The sequence below is a fragment of the Lentzea xerophila genome (assembly GCF_051094245.1).
Lineage (GTDB): Bacteria > Actinomycetota > Actinomycetes > Mycobacteriales > Pseudonocardiaceae > Lentzea > Lentzea xerophila.
This window is the reverse complement of record NZ_CP194934.1, coordinates 7,856,655-7,869,984: the sequence shown is the minus strand read 5'-3', so window position 1 is coordinate 7,869,984 and position 13,330 is coordinate 7,856,655. Positions and strand designations below refer to the sequence as shown.

Below are 13,330 nucleotides of genomic sequence, written 5' to 3'. Positions count from 1 at the left end.
CCCTAGTCCAGAGCGGCGGTGTGGCGCAGCTGTTCCGGCGTCGGGTCCGCGACCAGCACCCGCAACGCGGCGGCGAACTGGTCGAAGCGCCGGTCGAACTCGGCCAGCTCGCGCGACGGCTCCGCGACCAGCGCCGCCCGCCCCGCCCTGGGCGCGGCGGCCGCCAGCGCGTCGCGCAGGGGCTGGGCCCGGCGCAACGCCACCAGCAGCGTCCACAGCCGTTGCTCGACCAGGGCCACCTGCACGGCGTCGCCGGTCACGCGCAGGAAGTCGGACCGCACCGCCGTGGCGCGGCGCCGTTGCTCGGGGCAGGTGAAGTCCTCCGCCCGGATCACCTGGGTGTCCGGTGCGGAGCGGGCGAGCGACTCCTCCGACCGGAACCGCCGCACGGGCACGGTGCCGGCCGGGTTCCACATCCACCAGGACGTCATCCGACGAGGTCGTCCGCGTCGACGATCTTGTAGGCGTAGCCCTGCTCGGCCAGGAACCGCTGGCGGTGCGCGGCGTAGTCGGTGTCGAGCGTGTCGCGCGAGACGACCGAGTAGAAGTGCGCCTGCCGGCCGTCGCCCTTGGGCCGCAGGATCCGGCCGAGCCGCTGGGCCTCCTCCTGGCGCGACCCGAACGTGCCGGACACCTGGATGGCGACCGACGCCTCGGGCAGGTCGATGGAGAAGTTGGCCACCTTCGACACGACGAGCGTGCGCAGCTCGCCCCTGCGGAACCGGTCGAACAGCTCCTCGCGTTCCTTGTTCCTCGTCGATCCCTTGATCACCGGCGCTCCCAGTTCCTCGCCCAGCTCGTCCAGCTGGTCCAGGTAAGCACCGATCACCAGGGCCGGCTCGTCGGGATGCCGCTCCAGCACCCTGCGGACCACCGGGATCTTGGTCCGGGCGGTCGAGCAGAGCTTGTAGCGCTCCTCGGGCTCGGCCGTCGCGTACTGCATCCGCTCGTTGTCCGTGAGGGTCACCCGGACCTCGGTGCACTCGGCGGGAGCGATCCAGCCCTGCGCCTCGATGTCGCGCCACGGCACGTCGTAGCGCTTCGGCCCGATCAACGAGAAGACGTCGCCCTCCTGGCCGTCCTCGCGCACCAGCGTGGCGGTGAGGCCCAGCCTGCGCCGGGACTGCAGGTCGGCGGTCATCCGGAACACCGGCGCGGGCAGCAGGTGGACCTCGTCGTAGACGATCAGGCCCCAGTCGCGCGAGTCGAACAGCTCCAGGTGCTTGTACTCGCCCTTCGACTTGCGGGTGATCACCTGGTAGGTCGCGATCGTGACCGGCCGGATCTCCTTGCGCTCACCGGAGTACTCGCCGATCTCCTCCTCGGTGAGCGAGGTGCGCGCGATCAGCTCCCGCTTCCACTGCCGGCCCGCCACGGTGTTCGTGACCAGGATCAGCGTGGTCGCCTGCGCCTCGGCCATCGCCGCCGCGCCGACCAGCGTCTTGCCGGCGCCACAGGGCAGCACGACGACGCCGGAGCCACCGGCCCAGAACGCCTGCGCCGCCAGCCGCTGGTAGTCGCGCAGCTTCCAGCCGTTCTCGTCCAGCTCGATCGCGTGGGCCTCGCCGTCGACGTACCCGGCGTGGTCCTCGGCGGGCCACCCGACCTTGAGCAGCAGCTGCTTGAGCCGCCCGCGCTCACTCGGGTGCACGATCACGGTGTCGTCGTCGATGCGCGCCCCGAACATCGGCGCGACCTTCTTGTTGCGCAGCACCTCTTCGAGCACCGCGCGGTCGTTGGAGTGCAGGACCAGCCCGTGCGCGGGGTTGTTGGCGAGCACCAGCCGCCCGAAGCGGCTCATCGTGTCGACCACGTCCACCAGCAGCGGTTGCGGCACCGGATAGCGGCTGAACCGCACCAGCGCGTCCACCACCTGCTCGGCGTCGTGCCCGGCCGCACGTGCGTTCCACAACGCCAGCGGCGTCACGCGATACGTGTGCACGTGCTCCGGCGCCCGCTCCAGCTCGGCGAACGGCGCGATGGACGTGCGCGCGTCGTCGGCGAGCGGGTGGTCGACCTCGAGCAGCAGCGTCTTGTCCGACTGGACGATCAAGGGGCCATCGGTCACGCCGACAAGTGTCCCTGACGACGCCAAATGCGTTCGACCTGCGTCAACTGGCGACGACAACTGTGAGCCGACACACGCAGCCAACACGACGTGTCGTACGTTCTGGCCCATGAGCACCGAGTCGACCGATCCCGTCGAGCCACCGGCCACGGTGGTACCGGCTCCCGAAGAAGCCGGGACCGACGAGTCGCCCAAGAACAACAACTGGCTGAAGTTCGTCATCGTCGGCGTGCTGGCGATCGTGCTGGTCGGCGGAGGCGTCTGGGCGCTCACGTCGCTGGGCGGCACCAAGGTCGGCGACTGCGTCAGCGCCTCGCCGAAGGACGTCGACAAGCCGGACGGCGAGTGGAACATCGCGTCCAAGGGGTGCGACGACGTGAGCGCCACCCACCGGGTCGCCGCGATGCTGAACAGCGCCGAGGAACCCTGCCCCGCCGAGGGCATCTACGAGCAGATGCAGTCGGACGGCAAGTCGCTGTGCCTGATGCCGAACCTCGCCGAGGGCAACTGCTACACCTCGACCGACGACGGTGCCTTCAAGAAGGAGGCCTGCACCACCGAGTCGCCCGTGAAGATCGTGAAGAAGGTCGACGGGCTGCCCGAGGAGGGCACGGTGTGTCCCGAGGGGTCGAGCGAGCTGCGGTTCAGCGAGCCGGCCTCGGTCTACTGCATGGGTGTGCACGAGGGTTCCTGATCGAGTGAACTCGATTGAGTTGAACCCCGTCTGACGCCGATACCCAGGCCATGAAGAAGGTCGGCCTGGGTATCGCCGTTGTCCTCGCGCTCGGCCTGCTCGGCGCGTTCGTGGTGAGCCGGCTGGGCGACGCGGCCGAGGCGGCGCGGGTCGGCGACTGCGCGCGGATCTCCGGCACGCTCGGCAGCCTCGACTACCAGGCGCTCGACTGCGCCTCGGAGCAGGCGACCGTCAAGATCGCCAAGATCCTGCCGCGGAACGAGAAGTCGTGTCCGTCCGGCGGCATGGACTACTCGACCTACGTGGGCGAGTCCACGCTCTGCCTCGTGCCGAACTTCGTCGAGGGCGCCTGCTACGGCCAGCACTCCGACACCGGCATCGCGAAGGTCGACTGCGCGACCAAGGACTCGGTGAAGGTCGCCAAGGTGGTCAGCGGCAAGGCCGACCGCGGTGTGTGCGGGGAGTCGCGCGCGGCGTTCTTCCCGGAACCCGCGGTCACCTTCTGCCTCGAACGCGGCGACCAGAAGCGGTGACCTGCCGCCACCGAGGCTCGATACCGCAGCCCGGTAGCTGATCGAAGCGGCCGTAACGTTTCCGTAAAGCCCAGGCGGATTCCTCTCCCGCCTGGCAACCTTTCCTCCGGCCGTGTCGGGGGGCGTGGGCCATTCGGCGTGCGCGGAAGTCGGGACCAGTCGTGATCACCACGGAACTGAGCGTCCCCCGCGCGCATCTCATCGGGGCCACCCGTCGGAGAGGAACCCAGTGACCGACCCCAACCACCCGCAGCAGCCAGGGCCCTACGGCCCGCCTCCCGGTGGGCCCCCGCAGCAGCCGTACGGCCAGCAGCCCGGCCCGTACGCTCCGCCGCCCCAGCAGGGCTACCCCGGCGACCCGTACGCCCAGCAGCCCGGCCCCTACGGCCCGCCTCCCGGTCAGCTGCCCGGCCAGCCCCTCGGCCAGCCGATGCCCTACGGCCCGCCGCCGCCACCGAAGAAGAGCGCCGCCGGCAAGATCATCGGCTCGCTCGTCGGCGTCATCGTGCTGGTCGGCGGCGTCCTGCTGGTCAGGGCGGTCATCGGCGGCGGCCTGGACGCCATCACCGAGCCGTCCGCCAAGGCCGGCGAGTGCGCGAGCGTCACGGGCACGACGATCAGGCCGAACTACAAGAAGGTCGACTGCAACGCGCCCGAGGCGAACTACATCATCGCCAAGGCCATGAAGTCGACCACCGAGGCGTGCCCGAGCGAGGACTACGCCGAGTACACCGAGTCCGGTCGCCGCAGCTCCTCGCTGAAGCTCTGCCTCGTCGAGAAGCTCGAAGAGGGCAAGTGCTACGAGGAGGAGATCGTCAAGATCAACATGGAGGGCATGAAGGTCGTCGACTGCTCGAAGGGCAACAACGAGTTCGCCGTCCAGAAGGTCTTCAAGGTCGAGAAGGTCGTGAAGTCCGCCGCCGGCGACTGCGGTGAGGCGACCCCGATCTCGTACACCGAACCCTCGCCGGGGCTCACCTACTGCCTGACCGCTTCCGGCGGGCAGTGACGGATACGGGAACGGGAGAGGCGGGCCGGAAACGGCCCGCCTCTCCCGTTCCCGGCGGCTAGTTCGTCGTGCCCGGCGGCAGCAGCTGCTGCACGTCGAGACGACCGGACAGCACGTCCTCGGTGTCCATCATGTCGGCGACGCGCTGGAGCCGGATCGGGTTCAGCGACAGCGGGAACGTGCCCACGGACACGAGCGCGGCGGTCGCCTGGTCCACGTCGGCGTAGCTGGTCAGCGAGTCCTGCACGGCGAGCTTGTTGGACTGCGCCCGCTGCTGCGCGTCGCGCAGCACGTCCCGGAACACCTTCAACGTCTTCGGGTTCGCCTCGGCGAACTTCTTCGACGCCGCGTAGCCGGACATCGGGAAGTCCAGTGTCGGGCCGCGCGCGGTGTCGGTGACGATCTTCGCGCCGATCTTGCGCTGCGCCTTGGTGATGAACGGCTCGATCATGAACGCCGCGTCCACCGTGCCGGAGGTCAGCGCGCTCTCCATGTCCGCGAACGGCATGGGCGTGAACTTGATCTTCTGCTTCTCGACCGCGGCGGTGTCCAGCACGGCACGCGTGGTGAGCGCGCCGATGTCGGTCTCGCTGTTCACGGCGATGCGCGGCGAGGCCTTCTTGCCGGGGTCGTCGTAGTCCGACGTCGAGGAGGTGACCAGCGCCATCGAGTTCGGACCGGCCTGGTAGGCCTCGCCCTGCAGCTGCAGTTCGGTGCCCTCGGCGACGGCACGGAAGAGGCTCACGTGCGTGGCCCAGGTGATGTCGAGCGTGGTGTCCAGCTGCTTGATGGCCTCGGCCTCGCTGGGCTGGGTGACCAGGGTGACCTGCAGACCGGCCTTCTCGAACAGCTTCTCGTTCAGCGCGATCCGCAGGGGGGCCACGTCCACGACCGGCAGCACGCCGATGCGCAGGGTGTTGCGCTCCATGTCCGCGTTGCCACCGTCCGACGAACTTCCGAACAGGCCGCAGCTCGCGGTCAGAACACACGTGATGAGCACTGCGGCAAGCCGCAGAGCTTTGGCTCGGGTAGCCATGGCACCTCTCGCCGGTAGGCCTTGAGTAGCATCGAATCGATCAGTGAGTGTCGCCACCGACAGGTCGCCCGCAGCCCCAACAGGGCGTTCGGACGAACTTGAGGCATGCCGACGACCGGGGATGTTAACCACCTGAACGTATGAAAGGACACCCCGTCTCGATACGGTGAGTGCTTCTGGAGACTTCCCCCGGACAGGGGGTGGCCATTACGCTCCCCGCCGGGTGGCACAGGTTGTAGTAGACCGACGTGTCTTCAGACGAGGTAGGTCGCCTCACCGGGCGAACGACCTCTGTGCTGCAATTCGGCCCGTTTGACGAGTCCATGCTCGGTCCTGGGGAGAGACCGGGACACTGCTGCCGGAAGAGGAAGCCCAGAGTGGCCCGACGTGAGAGAGGTCCCAGCCAGTTTGGCGTGGGTGACACCACACGCTCCGAAAGGCCCGAATCGGGTGACGGACTGGCTGCGCTGGGTGACGGTACGATGAACGTGACACCGGACGAGGTGAAGCACGACGTCGGAACCGGCCCCGGTTCGGGACCTGCCCGATCCGCGCCCTGGCGCCTGCGCAACTGGCGGTTGCGCACGAAGCTGCTCGCCGTGCTGCTCATTCCGACGATCTGTGCGCTCGCCCTGGGTGGTCTGCGGGTGCGCGGTGACCTCCAGGCGGCCACTGAGTTCAACAACCTCGCGAACCAGATCCGCCTCGAGACGGCGGTCGCGGAGCTCGTGCAGCAGCTGCAGCGCGAGCGGGACCTGTCGGTCAGCTTCGTCGCGTCGAACAAGAAGGTCGACCGGGTCGTCCTCGAGCGCCAGCTGCGCCGGGTGAACGACAAGAGCGAGGAGTTCAGCAACAAGATCGCCGAGCTCAGCTCCGACCTGAACCCGGCGGCCGTCGAGCGCTTCCAGGTCGCGTTCCAGCAGCTCAACCGCCTGAACAGCCTCCGCAACTCGGTGCGCGACACGCAGTACCCCGCCGAGGCCGTCCAGCGCACCTACTCGGAGTCGATCGAGACGCTCATCAACCTCGGTGAGCAGACGATCTCCGAGATCAACGACCCCGAGCTGGTGCGTCTGCACCTGACCACGAACGCCATCGCGCGCATCAAGGAGCAGGAGTCGCTCAAGCGGGCGATCCTCCTCGACGTCTTCCAGCGCAAGGCGTTCACGCCGTCCCAGCTGCGCGCGCTGCAGGCCGCGGACGCCGAGCTCGAAGCCGCGCGCAACGACTTCCGCAAGTCCGCGACGCCCGACCAGGCCAAGATCTACGACGACACCGTCACCGGCCTCATCGTCGACAACGCGAACGACATGCAGGAATCGGCGATCAACCAGCAGTCGGGCGCGAAGGACTTCACGCAGGTCACGCCCGAGAAGTGGGACATCGCCGCCACGCTGACGGTCAACCTGACCCACGACGTCGAGAACCTGCTGGTCGAGCAGCTGCAGACCAAGACCGACCAGCTCGCCGGCGAGACCCGCACCAGGGCCTACATCGAGTCCGGCATCGTGCTCGCGATCCTCGGCCTCGCGCTGCTGATGGCGCTGTTCGTCGCCCGCTCGATCCTCAACCCGCTGCGCACGCTGCGCCGCACCGCCCTCGACGTCGCCGACCACGGTCTCCCCGACGCGGTCGAGCGGATCCTCGCGGACCCGAACCCGGAGAACGCGGCCAAGACCGCCGTCGACCCGGTGCCGGTGCACACGCGCGAAGAGATCGGCCAGGTGGCGCGCGCGTTCGACGCGGTGCACGGTGAAGCGGTGCGACTGGCCGCCCAGCAGGCCCTCCTGCGTGACAACGTCAACGCGATGTTCGTCAACCTGTCCCGCCGCTCGCAGGCGCTGGTCGAACGCCAGCTGAACCTGATCGACCGGCTGGAGCAGGACGAGCAGGACCCGGACCAGCTGGCCTCGCTGTTCGAGCTGGACCACCTCGCGACCCGCATGCGCCGCAACTCGGAGAACCTGCTGGTCCTCTCGGGCACCGACCTCTCGCGCCGCCTGACCAGGCCCGTCCCGGCCGCCGAGGTCCTCGGCGCCGCGGTCTCCGAGGTCGAGCAGTACGCCCGCGTGCAGGTCGGCCAGACCCCGGACCTCACCGTCCAGGGCCGCGCGGTCAACGACCTCGTGCACCTCATCGCCGAGCTGCTGGACAACGCCACGGCGTTCTCCGACCCGGTCACCAAGGTCACCGTGCGCACGGCCAAGACCCGCAAGGGCGAGCTGGCGATCGAGATCCAGGACCGCGGCGTGGGCATGGGCGACCAGGAGATCATCGACGCCAACGAGCGCCTGGCGGACCCGCCGGACGTCGACGTCGCCGTCTCCCGCCGGATGGGCCTGTACGTGGTCGCGCGGCTCGCCAAGCGCCACGACATCAAGGTCCGCCTGCGCGGCAACGAGGACATCGAGGGCGGCACGACGGCACTGGTGATCGTGCCGGAGACGCTCGTCGCGATCCCCGGTCAGGCCCCGGCCTCGACCCCGCCGTCGGGTTCCGGCTCGCTGGCCTCCGCGTTCGGCATGTCGGCGCCCTCGGCGTCCTCGCCGGCCCTGTCCCCGGCTCCGGCCCCTGCCGAGCACACGACGGAGATCGGCACGACCGCGGCCAGGGCGAGCGGCATCGCGGGCGCGTTCGGCGGCTCGACCGGCATGACGCCGCGGGTCGACGAGTCGAGCCCGAGCAACCCGGGCATCCCGGTCAACTTCGTGCCCAGCTCGATCACCGACACCGGTGCCGGCGCGACGGCGATCCCCGTCTACAGCGACCCGCCGATCGAGGACGTGACGCCGTCGGAGCGGTGGCGCCGCGACCAGCTGGCGGCGGTGGAGCCCGAGGGCTCGTTCGGCGAGCCCACGCTCTTCACGGCGTACGAGGACCGGCACGAGGAGCCCGGCGAGATCTCCTTCGAGCCCGGCTACGAGACCACGCAGTTCGTGCCGATCCCGCCGATCGAGGACGACGAGCCCGTCGCGTCCAACGGCGTCTCGCGGGCCTCGGTCGACGAGGGCCGCCTGGACATCGGGATGGCCCACCGCAACGGCACCTCGGAAGCCTCGCGCAAGCAGATCGAGCACGACCTGGACGCCCCGACGGAACGCCTGCCGATCTACGAGGCGGTCCTGTCGCAGTGGTTCCAGGCCGTCGGCGGCGAGACGTCCGCGGCCGCGGCTCAGCCGGTCCCCGCGGCCGCGCCGGACGCGTCACCCGCTGACACCAACGGGCACGTCGAGTCGAGGCTCGGCGGTGCCGACAAGGGTTCCGTCGAGTACATCGACGAGCCGGTCACGACCCCTCCGTTGTCGGACGGGCCGGAACCGGAGCTCCCGACCCGCACCCGCAAGCCTGTTCCCGCGGTGACGCCCACCACCACGTCCGCCGCTGGTCTTCCCGTGCGCCAGCCGCGCGCGAAGGTGCAGAAGGCGGTCGAGGAAGAAGTGATCGCACCCGCCGAGCAGGAGCGAGTTGTGGAACCGGAGCCCGTTGTGGAGGAGACTCCAGCGGCGGCACTCACTTCCGAGTCGGCTTGGCAGTCGCCTGCCGACGAGGGATGGCAAGCGGCTCAGGCGTTGTTGAACAAGACGCCGGAGACGAAGACCACGGCAGGATTGCCGAAACGGACACCGAAGGCTCAGCTCGTGCCAGGATCTGCAGCACCCAAGCAGCAGTCCCTGTCGCAGACAGCACAGCGCCCGCCGCTGCCGCCCCGTACCGCTGACGCGGTGCGCGGACGGATGTCGAGCCTGCAGAGTGGTGTCAAGCGAGGCCGGCACGCATTGATCGAGGCATACGCTGGTGACCAATCGAGCCGGCAGAACGAGGAGCAGGAGTGACGACCGCAGCGCAGCCAGGCAGCTTTGGTTGGCTTATCACCGACTTCGTGCGGAGGGTGCCCGGCGTGGCACATTCCGTTGTGGTGTCCGCGGACGGGCTGTTGCTCGCGGGGTCCCAGGGCTTGCCCCGGGACCGTGCAGAGCAGCTCTCCGCGGTCGCGTCCGGACTGGTCAGCCTCACCCAGGGTGCTGCCCGCTGCTTCGAGGCAGGCGGGGTCAACCAGACGGTCGTCGAGATGGAGCGGGGCTACCTGTTCCTCATGTCGATCAGTGACGGTTCTTGCCTTGCCGTCCTGGCGGCACCCAACTGCGACATCGGCCTCGTGGCCTACGAGATGACGCTGTTGGTGGAGAGAGTCGGTCAACAACTCACCCCTGAGCTGCGCGCGCAGCTTCAGGGCGTGGTCCGTCGCTAGACCTCATCTGAAGTTCAGGGGTGAGAACAAATGGCTGGTAGATCTGGCGCTAGAGGCCGTGGCTTCGGTAGGAACTTCAACTACCAGGAGTGGGCTTCTGGTGGGTTCCAGTTCGACGAGCCTGACGCGATACCCCAAGAACCAGAGGAAGCTGAGGACGCACCCCACGATGAGCGGGTTACAGGGCAAGGGCTAGGCGATATGTCTCAGCGTGAGGTGGATGACTCGTCGTCGTATCCGTACGACGACGTGCCGAACCGGTTCGACATAGACGGGTACGGCTCCGGGTTGTTCGGTGGCCCCGGTGCGGACCTCTTCGGCCAGCACGAGATGCCGGACGCGGTGCCGGAGCAGTTGCCGTACACCACGGGCTCGCAGCCGGTGTACAGCACCGGTGCGCAGCCTGCTGTGCGTCCGGAGGAGAATTCGTCCGCGGACTCGGGTTCACTGGTGCGGCCGTACACGCGCACCGGTGGACGCACACGACCTGATTACGACCTTGCTATCGAGGCGCTGATTTCGACCAGCGAACGTGGCCTCGAACGGGATGCCGCGGTACTTCCCGAGCACAGGTCGATCTGCGGGCTGTGTGTGGACACGCGGTCGGTGGCCGAGGTCGCGGCACTCCTACGCTTGCCACTAGGCGTCGTGCGGGTGTTGATCGGCGACATGGCAAGCATGGGTTTGGTTTTGATTCACCAGGGCGGTCTGGTCGTGGGGGACCGGCCTTCCATGGAATTCCTGGAGAGGGTGCTCAGTGGGCTTCGCAGGCTCTAGTCCCCAGGGCGCCGAGGGCGCACGGAAGCCGACGACCTCCGCCAAGATCGTGGTGGCGGGTGGCTTCGGTGTGGGCAAGACGACGTTCGTCGGCTCGGTGTCCGAGATCGTCCCGTTGACCACCGAGGCGGTGATGACCGAGGCCAGCGCGGGGGTGGACGACCTCTCCGCCACGCCGAACAAGGTCACCACGACGGTCGCGATGGACTTCGGCCGCGTGTCGCTCGACAGCGACCTGATCCTGTACCTCTTCGGTACACCGGGTCAGCACCGGTTCTGGTTCATGTGGGACGACCTCGTACGGGGTGCCATCGGCGCCATCGTGCTGGTCGACACCCGCCGCCTGGCCGACGCGTTCGCCTCGATCGACTTCTTCGACGACCGGCAGCTGCCGTACGTCGTCGGCGTCAACTGCTTCGACGGCCTCCTGCACCACAGGCTGGAGGACGTGCGCGAGGCGTTGACGATCGACGAGTCGGTGCCGATCGTGACGTGCGACGCGCGCAACCGGCAGTCGACGAAGCAGACGCTCATCACGCTGGTCGAGCACGCCATGCGCCAGTGGATGTCCGTCCGCGCGGGCTGACCTCCCCGGGACCGACGACAACAGCAGACGACGAGGCGGGTGCCACCTTCGGGAGCGGCGCTCGCCTCGTCGTCGTGCCTGCCGCCTCAGTCCTCGTCCACCAGCGCGGCGGACGTGACGCGGTGCAGGGGGAACCTCAGCACCTCGCCGTAGCTGTGGTCGTACCCCTCCAGCACACCGCCACCGACGACGTGCGGCTCGATCACGCGCTGTGCCGCCGTGCCGTGGGAGTCGACGAACCCGACGAGCACGCTGCGCCGCGCCCGTGCGGCCTGCTGGAGCAACGACAGGGTGGCGGACGGCCCGGCGCCGAGGTGGCCGGGAACGGCGATGCGTTCACCCCGCGGGGTGGCGGCGGCCCGATCCCCGGCCCGGACGAGCCGGACGAACTCGCCCAGTCGTTCGTCGGCGGGCACGGCGGGTGACACCGGTTTGCGGGCACTGCGCTGCCTCGGCGTGGTCCGGCGGCCGCCCGGCCGCAGGTCGAGGACCTGGCCGTCCGGCCCCTCCGCCGCCGGGGCGAAGCCCGCCGAGCGCAGCCCGTCCAGCACGTCCGCCAGCGGCAGCGGGCTGACCAGCACCGTAGGCGCGATCCGGCGCAGCTCCAGCCGCGCGGCCTCCGGATGGGCGAGGACCTCGCTGACCAGCACCGGGTCGTCGCAGCGCAGGAACGAGCCCGCGGCCCCGCCGCGCAACCTGCCGTGGCGGCGGGCGGCGTCGTCGATCAGGTACGTCAGCGACTGCGGGACGGGCGTGCGCGAGCGGGTCCTGAACAGTTCCTGCAGCTCGTCGGCGGTACGCCCGGAGTCGAGCGCGCGGCGGACCGTGGCCTCGCTGATCCGGTAGACCGTCGCGCTGCCGGCGGACTCGACGTTCGCGACGACCGCCAGCTCGTCCGCGAGGTCCGGTTCGAGCCGGCCGGGCGCGACGACGGTGAGGTCGGCCTGCACCAGCACGTGGTCGAGGGGTGCGGGCAGCGCGTCGCCCAGCGTCTTGGCGGCGTGGCCGGGGCCCTCGTCGAGCAGCACGCGGCCCGCGCTGGTGATGGCGCCGAGGGCGAGCACGCCGACCGCGGTGCCCTCCTCGACGGTCCAGCGCACCAGTTCGTCGCGCTGCCGCCCGCCCCGGCGCGGTGCCCGCCAGCCGAGCAGCGCGGCCAGTTCGGCGGGGTCCGCGATCGCGGTGCCCCGCGGGAACGCGGCGAGCGCCTCCAGGACCCACCGGCGGTCGCGGGGTGCCTGGGCGCGGCGGATCTCGTCCGCGAGCGGGTTGAAGAGCTTGTCCTTCTCGTCGCGGCGGCCGACCAGCGCGGGCAGCCGCGGCAGCTCCAGCCAGGCGTGCGCGACCGTGGCCCAGCGGACCTCGGTGGTGGCGGCGAGCCACACGTCGGCCTTGGTCGTCGGCACCCACTCGGGTTCGGTGGCCTCGGTGTTCGCGGCCAGGTCCGCGCCGACCACGAGCTCGATCAGCAGGGCGGCCCGGCGTTCGTCGACGTCGAGGTCCTTGGCGGCCTTGCGCAGCTCGCGGACGCCCAGGCCGCCCGTCCGCAGCACCGGCGGCGGTTCGGCCGACCAGCTCGCGATCAGGTTCTCGACGTGCCGGACCAGCTCCAGCGCCTCTCCGCCGCCCGTGCCGTCGACACTCGCCTGCTGCAGCGCGGAGGTCTTCGGCTTCGGTTCGGTGACCCGGATCGGGCCCAGCGGGCGTTCCCCGCGCAGCGCGAGCGCGATCTCCCGCGGCAGCTCGACGGTGCCGGGGTCGCGCCGCAGCAGCAGACCGCGCGCGAGCAGCCGTTGCACCGGGGTCTCGGCCTTCTCCAGCGGCACGACCCGCGAGGCGTCCCTGGTGTCGCCGATGGGCGGTCCGGCGGCGAGCTTCTGCAGGACCCGCTGCTCGCCCTCGGTGATGCCGTCGAGGTCGTAGGTCTGCCCCGTCCTGCGCCCCAGCCCGCCGGGGTAGGCGCCGAACGCCTCGCGTGTCAGGGGTGGGACCGACAGCGCGTCGTCGTCGCCCCAGGTGAGCGCGAGGGACCTGAGCCTGGCGACCGCCTGCCTGAGCGGTTTGGGCTTCACGTCCGGCCCGAGCACCTCGCCGAGTGTGGGCAACGCCACGGCCTCGGTGTCCGCGCCCTGCACGACCAGGGCCTCGAGCACGGCCAGCGTGAACGTGTCGAGGTCCTCGCAGGCGCGCGCGATCGATGCCCTGGTGCCGATCCGTGTCGCGAGCACGGACATATCGGCAGGTGGGGGCGTTGCCAGGTCAGGACGAGCGCGCAGCAAAGCCACCAGAGCGGCGTCGTCCTGGGCGCGCAGCCAGTCGGCGAGAGTGGTGCCGGACATTCTCACCACGGTATAGGGGACGCCGAGCATCTCGTCGTC

The 13,330-nt window shown here is 69.9% G+C and carries 11 protein-coding genes; 7 read left to right on the top strand and 4 right to left on the bottom strand.

Annotated features, from left to right (window positions below):
* Positions 1 to 2 precede the first annotated feature (2 nt).
* Both ACRSBM_RS37675 and ACRSBM_RS37670 read right to left on the bottom strand, forming a co-directional pair.
* Positions 3 to 431 carry a hypothetical protein gene (locus ACRSBM_RS37675; protein ID WP_434451359.1) on the bottom strand — a complete coding sequence of 143 codons (429 nt, stop codon included), beginning with the start codon at positions 429 to 431 and terminating at the stop codon, positions 3 to 5.
* Positions 428 to 2,068, bottom strand: coding sequence for a DNA repair helicase XPB (locus ACRSBM_RS37670; protein ID WP_434451356.1), 1,641 nt, complete (start codon positions 2,066 to 2,068; stop codon positions 428 to 430). Before ACRSBM_RS37670 ends, ACRSBM_RS37675 begins: the two co-directional genes overlap by 4 nt.
* A 109-nt stretch (positions 2,069 to 2,177) precedes the next feature.
* On the opposite strand from ACRSBM_RS37670, the gene ACRSBM_RS37665 reads away from it, so the two are divergent.
* The 3 genes from ACRSBM_RS37665 to ACRSBM_RS37655 all read left to right on the top strand — a co-directional run bounded on the left by ACRSBM_RS37665 (position 2,178) and on the right by ACRSBM_RS37655 (position 4,304).
* The gene (locus ACRSBM_RS37665; protein ID WP_434451353.1) at positions 2,178 to 2,762 is read left to right on the top strand and encodes a hypothetical protein; all 585 of its coding nucleotides are present in this window, start codon (positions 2,178 to 2,180) and stop codon (positions 2,760 to 2,762) included.
* Positions 2,763 to 2,812: 50 nt separating this feature from the next.
* A complete protein-coding gene (locus tag ACRSBM_RS37660) occupies positions 2,813 to 3,295 on the top strand; it encodes an LppU/SCO3897 family protein (protein ID WP_434451350.1) in 483 nt (160 codons plus the stop codon).
* Between the two features lie 229 nt (positions 3,296 to 3,524).
* Entirely contained in the window at positions 3,525 to 4,304 is a 780-nt protein-coding gene (locus ACRSBM_RS37655) for an LppU/SCO3897 family protein (RefSeq protein ID WP_434451348.1), read from the top strand.
* 58 nt (positions 4,305 to 4,362) lie between these two features.
* Here the strand turns inward: ACRSBM_RS37655 and ACRSBM_RS37650 are convergent, their stop codons facing one another.
* Complete coding sequence (locus ACRSBM_RS37650) at positions 4,363 to 5,340, bottom strand: ABC transporter substrate-binding protein (protein ID WP_434451346.1); 978 nt, start codon at positions 5,338 to 5,340, stop codon at positions 4,363 to 4,365.
* A 482-nt stretch (positions 5,341 to 5,822) separates the two neighbouring features.
* Here ACRSBM_RS37650 and ACRSBM_RS37645 point away from each other — a divergent pair, with 482 nt between their 5' ends.
* From ACRSBM_RS37645 to ACRSBM_RS37630, 4 genes are read left to right on the top strand one after another with little or no spacing between them, the layout of a single operon-like run.
* A complete protein-coding gene (locus ACRSBM_RS37645; protein WP_434451343.1) occupies positions 5,823 to 9,173 on the top strand; it encodes a nitrate- and nitrite sensing domain-containing protein in 3,351 nt (1,116 codons plus the stop codon).
* Positions 9,170 to 9,589: a roadblock/LC7 domain-containing protein gene (locus ACRSBM_RS37640; RefSeq protein WP_030470879.1), complete on the top strand. Its 420-nt coding sequence runs from the start codon at positions 9,170 to 9,172 to the stop codon at positions 9,587 to 9,589. The genes ACRSBM_RS37645 and ACRSBM_RS37640 overlap by 4 nt, the downstream gene beginning before the upstream one ends.
* Before the next feature lie 30 nt (positions 9,590 to 9,619).
* Complete coding sequence (locus ACRSBM_RS37635; protein ID WP_434451340.1) at positions 9,620 to 10,366, top strand: DUF742 domain-containing protein; 747 nt, start codon at positions 9,620 to 9,622, stop codon at positions 10,364 to 10,366.
* A complete protein-coding gene (locus tag ACRSBM_RS37630) occupies positions 10,347 to 10,952 on the top strand; it encodes a GTP-binding protein (RefSeq protein ID WP_030470877.1) in 606 nt (201 codons plus the stop codon). The genes ACRSBM_RS37635 and ACRSBM_RS37630 overlap by 20 nt, the downstream gene beginning before the upstream one ends.
* Positions 10,953 to 11,038: 86 nt before the next feature.
* Here ACRSBM_RS37630 and ACRSBM_RS37625 read toward each other — a convergent pair whose 3' ends face one another.
* Complete coding sequence (locus ACRSBM_RS37625; RefSeq protein WP_434451336.1) at positions 11,039 to 13,291, bottom strand: helicase-associated domain-containing protein; 2,253 nt, start codon at positions 13,289 to 13,291, stop codon at positions 11,039 to 11,041.
* Positions 13,292 to 13,330: the final 39 nt, after the last annotated feature.

Coding starts and splice junctions, on each gene's coding strand:
- ACRSBM_RS37660 (WP_434451350.1), top strand. CDS start 2,813: ATGAAGAAGGTCGGCCTGGGTATCGCCGTTGTCCTCGCGCTCGGCCTG.
- ACRSBM_RS37645 (WP_434451343.1), top strand. CDS start 5,823: ATGAACGTGACACCGGACGAGGTGAAGCACGACGTCGGAACCGGCCCC.
- ACRSBM_RS37665 (WP_434451353.1), top strand. CDS start 2,178: ATGAGCACCGAGTCGACCGATCCCGTCGAGCCACCGGCCACGGTGGTA.
- ACRSBM_RS37625 (WP_434451336.1), bottom strand. CDS start 13,291: ATGTCCGGCACCACTCTCGCCGACTGGCTGCGCGCCCAGGACGACGCC.
- ACRSBM_RS37675 (WP_434451359.1), bottom strand. CDS start 431: ATGACGTCCTGGTGGATGTGGAACCCGGCCGGCACCGTGCCCGTGCGG.
- ACRSBM_RS37635 (WP_434451340.1), top strand. CDS start 9,620: ATGGCTGGTAGATCTGGCGCTAGAGGCCGTGGCTTCGGTAGGAACTTC.
- ACRSBM_RS37650 (WP_434451346.1), bottom strand. CDS start 5,340: ATGGCTACCCGAGCCAAAGCTCTGCGGCTTGCCGCAGTGCTCATCACG.